Source organism: Bacillus sp. LR_5 (assembly GCF_042709275.1).
The window spans coordinates 1-2404 of sequence record NZ_JAVAXX010000513.1 but is presented as its reverse complement, the minus strand read 5'-3'; the positions used below and the strand labels follow the sequence as shown (position 1 = coordinate 2404).

Here is a 2404-nt window from a genome sequence, read left to right as displayed (position 1 = left end):
AATTGAAAAAATGAGCAATACTGAGCAAGACTTTGTAATATGATGAAAACATTCTTTTAAACGAACGAAATGAGCGATTTCGGTGTTTTTAAATCTATAAATCGTTGATTATACTCTATTTGTGAGGTTCTTTAAAGAGAACGATTGTCATATCAAGTTACAGTGTTTTACAGGAGGTAAGATATGTTTCGATTGTTTCACAATCAGCAAAAGGCGAAGACGAAACTGAAAGTTCTGCTTATCTTTCAGCTTTCAGTCATTTTCAGTCTGACTGCCGCAATATGCTTACAATTTTCCGATGATACAAGCGCTGCTTTTCATGATATTGAAACATTTGATGTCTCACTTCAAACGTGTAAAGACTTTCAGCATACAGATAAAAACTGCCATTATGATAAACGCTGGGATCAAAGTGATTTGCACATATCAGATCAAACGGATACGAAAGGCACTGTATGCTCACCTTTCGCCTTATTTGCTGTGCTCGAAAATACAGGTGAGAAACTTAAGAAATCAAAGTGGAAGTGGGAGCTTCATAAGCTTGAAAATGCCCGCAAACCGTTAAAGGATGGGAACGTGATCGAAAAAGGATTTGTCTCCAATCAAATCGGCGATTCACTTTATAAAATTGAGACCAAGAAAAAAATGAAACCCGGCATTTATGCATTTAAAGTATATAAACCGGCAGGCTACCCGGCAAACGGCAGTACATTTGAGTGGTCGGAGCCTATGACGCTTGCAAAATGCGATGAAAAACCGACAGTCCCTAAAAAAGAAACAAAGTCGGACGTCAAAAAGGAGAATGAAACAACACAAAAGGATATACAGGAAAAAACAATGAAAGAAGAAACATCTCAAGAAGCTGTAACCAAAGAAAATGAAACTCAATCAGACCAGAAGGAAAGCGGGGAAGAGGATGAAAAAAGCAATGAAGCTGATCAGTAATATTTTATACGTGATCATCTTTACTCTTATTATTGTGCTGACACTTGTCGTGATTTCAACACGTTCATCCGGGGGAGAGCCGGCGGTGTTTGGGTATACATTGAAATCAGTTCTGTCAGGTTCGATGGAGCCGGAGTTCAATACAGGTTCCTTAATATTGGTCAAAGAAATCGCTGATGTGAAAGAGCTTCAAAAAGGTGACGTTATTACATTTATGCAGGATGCAAATACGGCGGTCACCCACAGAATTGTTGACATAACAAAGCAAGGAGACCATTTGTTATTTAAAACAAAAGGTGATAATAATGCAGCAGCTGATTCAGCGCCTGTATCGGACGAAAATGTTCGCGCACAATACACAGGTTTTCAGCTTCCATATGCAGGCTATATGCTTCATTTTGCCAGCCAGCCGATTGGAACGGCTGTATTATTGATTGTTCCCGGCGTGATGCTGTTAGTGTACGCTTTTGTGACGATCAGCAGCGCCATTAGAGAAATTGAAAGAAAGACAAAAGCCTTGGAAACAGATACAAAGGACAGCACCATGTCTACTTAACTTCAATTGTAAACCTGGCAACAGGTTTCGATATAAAATCATTCAATAAAAGGGGAGTTTACCATGGGTATGAAAAAGAAATTGAGTTTAGGAGTTGCTTCTGCAGCACTAGGATTAGCTTTAGTTGGAGGAGGAACATGGGCAGCATTTAACGACATTAAATCAAAGGATGCTACTTTTGCATCAGGTACGCTTGATTTATCTGCTAAAGAGAATTCAGCGAGTGTGAACTTATCAAATCTAAAGCCGGGAGATAAGTTGACAAAGGATTTCCAATTTGAAAATAACGGATCACTTGCGATCAAAGAAGTTTTAATGGCGCTTAATTATGGAGATTTTAAAGCAAACGGCGGCAGCAATACATCTCCAGAAGATTTCCTCAGCCAGTTTGAAGTGACATTGTTGACAGTTGGAAAAGAGGGCGGCAATGGTTACCCGAAAAACATTATTTTAGATGATGCGAACCTTAAAGACTTGTATTTGATGTCTGCTAAAAATGATGCAGCGGCTGCTGAAAAAATCAAAAAACAAATAGACCCTAAATTCTTACATGCAAGCGGTAAAGTCAATGTAGCAACAATTGACGGTAAAACCGCTCCTGAATATGATGGTGTTCCAAAAACACCAACTGACTTCGATCAGGTTCAAATGGAAATCCAATTCAAAGATGATAAAACAAAAGATGAAAACGGGCTTATGGTTCAAAATAAATATCAAGGCAACTCCATTAAGCTTCAATTCTCGTTCGAAGCTACACAGTGGAACGGCTTGACAATCAAAAAGGACCATACTGATAAAGACGGTTATGTGAAAGAAAATGAAAAAGCGCACAGCGAGGATAAAAATTAATAACAGCAATAAAAAGAGACGGCCCAGTATTCATATACTGGGCCGTCTCGATGG

At 38.9% G+C, this 2404-nt stretch carries 3 protein-coding genes; all 3 read left to right on the top strand.

Annotation, left to right across the window (positions count from 1 at the left end; genetic code table 11):
• Positions 1-183 precede the first annotated feature (183 nt).
• The 3 genes from tapA (at position 184) to tasA (ending at position 2350) form a co-directional block, all read left to right on the top strand.
• Entirely contained in the window at positions 184-945 is a 762-nt protein-coding gene (tapA, locus tag RAC86_RS37835; RefSeq protein ID WP_029726724.1) for an amyloid fiber anchoring/assembly protein TapA, read from the top strand.
• A complete protein-coding gene (gene sipW / locus RAC86_RS37830; protein WP_003230181.1) occupies positions 929-1501 on the top strand; it encodes a signal peptidase I SipW in 573 nt (190 codons plus the stop codon). Before tapA ends, sipW begins: the two co-directional genes overlap by 17 nt.
• Positions 1502-1564: 63 nt before the next feature.
• Positions 1565-2350 carry a biofilm matrix protein TasA gene (tasA, locus tag RAC86_RS37825; RefSeq protein WP_014664586.1) on the top strand — a complete coding sequence of 262 codons (786 nt, stop codon included), beginning with the start codon at positions 1565-1567 and terminating at the stop codon, positions 2348-2350.
• The last annotated feature ends 54 nt before the right edge of the window (positions 2351-2404 follow it).

What these genes read in the sequence shown, in the direction of transcription:
- tapA (WP_029726724.1), top strand. Translation starts at nt 184, where the DNA reads ATGTTTCGATTGTTTCACAATCAGCAAAAGGCGAAGACGAAACTGAAA.
- sipW (WP_003230181.1), top strand. Translation starts at nt 929, where the DNA reads ATGAAGCTGATCAGTAATATTTTATACGTGATCATCTTTACTCTTATT.
- tasA (WP_014664586.1), top strand. Translation starts at nt 1,565, where the DNA reads ATGGGTATGAAAAAGAAATTGAGTTTAGGAGTTGCTTCTGCAGCACTA.